7 protein-coding genes and 1 tRNA gene are annotated in these 6,124 nt (G+C 65.5%); 6 read left to right on the top strand and 2 right to left on the bottom strand.

The features are described from left to right. Positions 1-30 precede the first annotated feature (30 nt). The 5 genes from rpoD (at position 31) to VFZ09_RS44715 (ending at position 4,430) form a co-directional block, all read left to right on the top strand. Entirely contained in the window at positions 31-1,572 is a 1,542-nt protein-coding gene (rpoD, locus tag VFZ09_RS44735; RefSeq protein WP_414640805.1) for an RNA polymerase sigma factor RpoD, read from the top strand. A gap of 258 nt (positions 1,573-1,830) precedes the next feature. Further along, positions 1,831-2,163, top strand: coding sequence for an MGMT family protein (locus tag VFZ09_RS44730; RefSeq protein WP_329733955.1), 333 nt, complete (start codon positions 1,831-1,833; stop codon positions 2,161-2,163). Between the two features lie 92 nt (positions 2,164-2,255). Further along, positions 2,256-2,328, top strand: a tRNA-Ile gene (locus VFZ09_RS44725). 600 nt (positions 2,329-2,928) lie between these two features. After that, complete coding sequence (locus VFZ09_RS44720) at positions 2,929-4,083, top strand: hypothetical protein (protein ID WP_329733954.1); 1,155 nt, start codon at positions 2,929-2,931, stop codon at positions 4,081-4,083. Further along, positions 4,080-4,430 (top strand): DUF2019 domain-containing protein, encoded by a 351-nt coding sequence (locus VFZ09_RS44715; RefSeq protein ID WP_329733953.1) that lies wholly within the window; start codon positions 4,080-4,082, stop codon positions 4,428-4,430. Before VFZ09_RS44720 ends, VFZ09_RS44715 begins: the two co-directional genes overlap by 4 nt. A 245-nt stretch (positions 4,431-4,675) precedes the next feature. Here the strand turns inward: VFZ09_RS44715 and VFZ09_RS44710 are convergent, their stop codons facing one another. Together VFZ09_RS44710 and VFZ09_RS44705 are read right to left on the bottom strand one after the other, a co-directional pair. Next, on the bottom strand, positions 4,676-5,044 hold the full coding sequence (locus VFZ09_RS44710) for a cupin domain-containing protein (RefSeq protein WP_329733952.1): 369 nt from the start codon (positions 5,042-5,044) through the stop codon (positions 4,676-4,678). A gap of 155 nt (positions 5,045-5,199) precedes the next feature. Beyond that, positions 5,200-5,406, bottom strand: a complete 207-nt coding sequence (locus tag VFZ09_RS44705; RefSeq protein ID WP_047856399.1) for a cold-shock protein — start codon at positions 5,404-5,406, stop codon at positions 5,200-5,202. Between the two features lie 229 nt (positions 5,407-5,635). Here VFZ09_RS44705 and VFZ09_RS44700 point away from each other — a divergent pair, with 229 nt between their 5' ends. Next, positions 5,636-6,124 (top strand): periplasmic heavy metal sensor, encoded by a 489-nt coding sequence (locus tag VFZ09_RS44700; protein WP_329733951.1) that lies wholly within the window; start codon positions 5,636-5,638, stop codon positions 6,122-6,124.

The raw sequence follows: 6,124 nt of genomic DNA, 5'->3' as shown, positions 1-6,124 counted from the left end.
GAATTCGGCCGCACGACCGACCCGGTCCGCATGTACATGCGCGAGATGGGTACGGTCGAACTGCTGACGCGTGAAGGCGAGATCGCGATCGCGAAACGCATCGAGGAAGGCCTCGATTCGGTGCGTCGCGCGTTGTCGCACTATCCGCCAACCTTCGAATACATCCAGCGGGCCTACGAGCCGCTGAAGTCGGGCACGGGCCGCCTGGTCGACATCATCGTCGGCTTCGTCGACCCGAACGCGCCGGACGTCATCGCCGAACCGATCAATCCGAAGCTGGCCGCGAAGGAAGCGCCGGAAGCGGAAAGCGACGAGGAAGTCGCGGAAGGCGAGACGGAAGAGGAAGAAGCACTCGAGACCGGCCCGGACCCGGAAGAGGCCGCGCGCCGATTTGCCTCGCTCGGCAAAGTCTACGCGCAGGTCATGAAGTCGCTCGAGGAGAAAGGCAGCAAGGATCCGAAGACGATCAAGCTGCGCAAGAAGCTCGCCGAAGAGTTCATGGAGCTGAAGCTGTCGCCGAAGATGTTCGAGCAGCTGATCAACCAGCTGCGCGAGCACCTGAACGGCATCCGCTCGATCGAGAAGGCGATCATGCTGCGCTGCGTCCGCGACGCCGGCATGCCGCGCTCGGATTTCATCGAGACCTTCCCGCGCAACGAGACCAACCTGACCTGGCTCGACAAGCACGTGCGCGCGAAGCGCAAGCACTCGGCCGCCCTCGGCAAGTACCGCGAGGAGATCGAGCGCGACCAGAACAGGCTCGCCGAGCACGAGAAGCGCACGCGCCTGTCGATCGCCGAGATCAAGGAGATCAACCGCGAGATCGCCGTCGGCGAGGCCCAGGCCCGCCGTGCGAAGAAAGAGATGGTCGAGGCCAACCTCCGCCTCGTGATCTCGATCGCGAAGAAGTACACGAACCGCGGCCTGCAGTTCCTGGACCTGATCCAGGAGGGCAACATCGGCCTGATGAAGGCGGTGGACAAGTTCGAGTACAAGCGCGGCTACAAGTTCTCCACGTACGCCACGTGGTGGATCCGCCAGGCCATTACCCGCGCCATCGCGGACCAGGCCCGCACCATCCGCATCCCGGTGCACATGATCGAGACGATCAACAAGCTCATCCGCACCAGCCGCTACCTCGTGCAGGAGATCGGCCGCGAGCCGACGCCCGAGGAGATCGCGGAGAAGATGGAGCTGCCGCTCGACAAGGTGCGCAAGGTGCTGAAGATCGCCAAGGAGCCGATCTCCCTGGAGACGCCGATCGGCGAGGAAGAGGACAGCCACCTGGGCGACTTCATCGAGGACAAGAGCCTGGTGTCGCCGTCGGACGCGGTCATCAACATGAACCTGGCCGAGCAGACGCGGAAGGTGCTGGCCACGCTGACGCCGCGCGAGGAGAAGGTGCTGCGGATGCGCTTCGGCATCGGCGAGAAGAGCGACCACACGCTGGAAGAGGTGGGCCAGGACTTCGAGGTGACGCGCGAGCGCATCCGTCAGATCGAGGCGAAGGCGCTGCGCAAGCTGCGTCACCCGAGCCGCTCCAAGCGCCTGCGCTCCTTCGTGGAGAGCTGAGCAGAAGAGCGCCCAGCCTCGTCCACCCCCTCGCCAAACCCTCCCTAAACCCTCCCTAAACCCTCCCTAAACCCTCCCTCTCCCTCCGGGAGAGGGTCGGGGTGAGGGTATCCGCCCCCCTGGGTCATGCCCCGAGGGCCGGAGAGTGGGTAAGAAGAAGCCCCCGTTCCGAAGAGGACCGGGGGCTTTTTCGTGTGCGATCCCCTCTCCCACTGGGAGAGGGCCAGGGTGAGGGTCTGCCCTGAGCAGGGAGGCCACATGCCGGCGAAACGGAAGACAGCGAGCAGGAGCAAGCCCCGACCCGAGCCCCCGAAACCCCTCCCCTTCCCCGAGGCCGTGCGCCGGGCGGTGCGAGCCATTCCAAGGGGCGAGGTGCGCTCATACGCGCAGGTGGCGCTGTACGCGGGGAGGCCGGGGGCGGCGCGAGGCGTGGGGCGGGAGCTGAAGACGCTGGAGAACGTGCCGTGGTGGCGGGTGATCCGCTCGGACGGGCTGTTGGCACCGGCGGTGGCGGTGGAGCAGGCGCGGAGGCTGAAGGCCGAGGGGGTGCGCCTGGAAGGCCAGGGCACGCACTGGCGCGTGCAACGCTGAGCAGCGAGGCACGCGCCCTCTTGCGCGCGCGCGGGGTGCGCGATACTTCCCGGGTCAGTGCGGCGCCCACAGCGCCGTCCGGTGTGTCTGGGGGGCCCTTAGCTCAGCGGTCAGAGCTGTCGGCTCATAACCGATTGGTCCCTGGTTCGAATCCAGGAGGGCCCACTCCCCTTCCCCCGCACCGCGCCTCAGGATTTTCCGCTGAGGCACAGGAGCGGAATCCTGCCTCCTGCGAACTCCGCACCACCGGCGCACCATGCGGGCCGCCCACGGCCAGCGGGAGCACCTCGGCAAGGGGTTCCTCGACCGGCCGGAAGCTGAACTGCTCCAGGCCCGCGCGCATGTCCTCGACGTCGAGCTTCCAGTAGACGCCTGCAATACACCAGACTCGACGGCTTGACCTGCTTGTCAGCCGCTCTTTGTAATTCGACGGGATTGGACTTTCTGCTCGGGCGGCTCGCCCGGAGAGGCGAGGCAATGCCCAGGCCTTCTGTCGATACTCGTCACATGGACACACGACGGCCCCTGCGCGCGGGCGCGCTGGCGCTGGCGTCACTGATGCTGGTTACAGCGTGCGCCACGGGGGCCCCCAAGGGTGGAGGCTTGACGGCTTCCCGTTACCGTCCGCCGGTGTCGCACGACTCGCCCGAGCCGTGGGAACCGGAGCCAGAAGCCGAGAACGAGGACACGGGAGAGGCTTTCTTTGCCAGGCTGCCCACGGACTTCGCGCCTGTGCAAGTAAGCGACGCTGAGTTTTCGGCAGCCATGACAACGCTCTGGCTCAACATGCCGCTTCGGGTGGTAGCGTCCCGCCCACCGTTGTATGTGGGCCGTAGGCTGGCGTTGGCTTCCGCGCCATCGAGCGGCGAAGCGTGGCAATCAGACCTCGCCCGGTCCTATGGTCTGTTTTGCGAGCGGTGCGGCACTCCGGGGGATTGCCTGACACTGTTTGAAGATGGGCCCCGCATCCAGGATGACGACAAGCGAAGCCTTGCGCTCGCCCTGGCGATTGGGCCAGCCCTGGAAGGAGTCAACGCGGAAGTCCGGGCCATGCTCGACCCCACACGGATGATGGCAATGCTTAGCATCAGCATCACGGCCTATATGGCGCTGCTGTTGGCACCAGTGCCAGATCCGGTGACAAAGGGCGCGGCCCTGGTATTCAGTGCCGCCTTATGGGGTTATCTCGGTTATGAATTCTTCGACCTGCTGCGAGCCTATGCACAGCTTTACGAAGATGCAGCCCGGGCTTCTACCTTTGCGGAGTTGCGCGAGATCGGCGAGCGTTTCGGGCGTGTCATTGGCCCCAACAGTGTGCGGATTCTCGTCATTGTTGGGACGGCGGCCATTGGTGAAACGGTGGCCCTTGCGTCCAAGGCCCCAATGCTCCCCGGATTCACGCAAGCGTCGGAGAGAGTAGCGGCGAGTACCGGCTTGGGCCTGCTGGAGACGGCAACGGGAGCCGAGCGCCTTATTTTCTCGGTGCCAGAGAGGACGATCCGCGTGGTGATGGCGCCTCATGCCGTGGCCATGGCTGCCCGGAGCGTGAGCGCTGGGAGTCCTGCACCGGCTCGGGGCAAGCTCCTCCCTAACGGACACAGGGCGTGGGGGTCGTTTGGTGGCTTCAAATCGGCCATGGGCTCCGCGGGGACGGGAAAGGAATGGCATCACATCGTGGAGAAGACTCCTGGGAATGAGAAACGGTTTGGTGGCGCAGCCCTGCATAACACCGAAAACGTCATTGCCCTGGATAAGGATTTACACACAGACATCAGTGCTTTCTATTCGTCGATTCGACCGGCCATCACGAAGTCCACAAAGCTGACGGTCAGGAAGTGGCTCAGCACCCAGTCTTACGAGGCACAGCGGGAGTTTGGCTTGCTGGCGATCGAGAACATCAAAAAAGGAATCTGGAAATGAACGTGGAGAGCCTTGCGGAGGAGTTCGCTCGAAACGTGGCCGCACAGACAGATGCGATCATGAGAGGTGATAGCAAGGCCGGAAACAAGTGCGCCAGGCGTTACACGGCGGCTTTCAAGAAATTGCGAGACCACGGTGAGGCGGGGCGGGACGCACTCGCGGCGTTGTTTGCGCATCCGCGCATGGATGTTCGGGTTTACGCGGCGGTTTTTCTGCTCAGCGAGCGACCAGAGCAAGCCAGGCCCGTTCTAGAGGAAGCAGCCAAGGGGGAAGGCCTGATTCCTTTTGAGGCATCCCAGGCGTTGAAGCATTGGAACGCGGGCACTTGGAGCTTGGATGTGGATTAAGAATTAGATACGTCCGCCGGGGAGATGGTGTGGCTCCTGGGCGCATACGCATGGCGCACCACGCGGAGTCGAAACGGTGGAAACGGTGCCAACCGACTCCGTCTCCACGCCACTGGAAACCCCAGTGCTTTCCGCAGGCTGCGAGCCGGTGACAGGGGCGGCGACCCCCTGCCAACCCGCCCGCTCCCGGCTCACCGATGGGTCCCTGGTTCGAATCCAGGAGGGCCCACTCCCCTTCCCCACCGTCAGGCCTTGGCGCCCTCGCGGTTCTTCTCCTTCTCGTCGCGCCCGTGCACCGCCGCCGGCGGGCTGGTGGCCTCCACCGCCGTGAAGGGCTCGAGAATCTTGTACGTGTGGCTCGCGCCTCTCGGCACCAGCCACGAGTCCCCGGGGTTGAGCAGCAGCACCTGGCCCTCGAGGTGCAGCTCGGCGCGGCCCTTGATGACGTAGCCGACCGTCTCGTAGTCGCGCGCCGCGGCGGGCAGCGGCTCGGCGGGCTGCTCGTTCTCCCACAGGCGCATGGAAACCCGGATGCCTCCGGCCAGGTACTTCTGCCCCATCTCCCCCTTCGGGGAGAAGTGGGAGTCGACCTTCTTCACGCTGGTGTCGCCCATCTCGTCTCCTTCGCGGACGCTGGCGGTTGTCCTTTGCCGGACAAGGTAAGGAGCGCCGGGCCACACCAACCCCGCAACGACACGCCCGCTCCCCCCTCGACGGGAAGAGCGGGCGCGAAGGACACGGCCTTCTCAGGCCGTGGAGGCGAGGCCTGTCACCCCGCCGGGCGCACGTTCTGCGCCTGCAGGCCCTTGGGGCCCTTGGTCACTTCGTATTCCACCTTCTGGCCCTCGGCCAGGGAGCGGAAGCCATCCATGTTGATGGCGGAGTGGTGGCAGAACACATCCTCGCCACCCGCGTCCGGCGCGATGAAGCCGAAGCCCTTCGCGTCGTTGAACCACTTCACGGTACCGGTTGCCATGTACTTCCCTGCTTTCTGCACGTGCGTTCTACGGACTACAGACGGGCACTCCTACCCATTGAAGTGCCTGTGGGGGTTAACGGTCCGCACCTCCCCCCCATTCCAGTGGGTGGCCTTCACACTTCTTCATAAGTACTGGGCGCCCCCTTCACACCCCCCCCGTACCTTCTGCACCAACCGATGGATGCCGGGCTCCTGACTGCCCGGCCGCTCACGGAAGGAGCAGCACATGTTCGGATTCATTTTCGGTACCGCCTGCCTGGCCGGTCTCTTCTACACCCTGCGCCGCGGCCGCTGGCACCACCGCCACGGCGGCCCCGGCCGCTGGAGCTGGCGCGGCCGCATGCGGTGGCTCTTCGAGCGCCTGGACACCTCGCCCGGCCAGGAGAAGGTGCTCGTCCAGGCCGCGGATGATCTCACCGAGGCCTTCGCGAAGATGCGCGACGAGATGAGCGCCACCCGCGCCGCCGCCGCCCGCTCGCTGCGGGGCGAGTCCTTCGACGCCGCCGCCCTGCGCGAGCTGGACGCGAAGCACGACGAGCTCATCGACAACCTCCGCAAGACGCTGCGCACCTCGCTCTCCAAGGTCCACGAGGCGCTGGATGCGAAGCAGCGGCGCGAGCTCGCGGACATGCTCGAGCACGGCTGGGGCCACGGCTACCGCCACTCCGGCTACGGCGGCGGCTGCGGCGGCTGGCGCGGCGCCCGGTCCTGCTGA

It is taken from the genome of Archangium sp. (assembly GCF_036277355.1).
Lineage (GTDB): Bacteria > Myxococcota > Myxococcia > Myxococcales > Myxococcaceae > Archangium.
The sequence above is the reverse complement of the archived record's forward strand: the minus strand, read 5'-3'. Positions and strand labels throughout refer to the sequence as shown.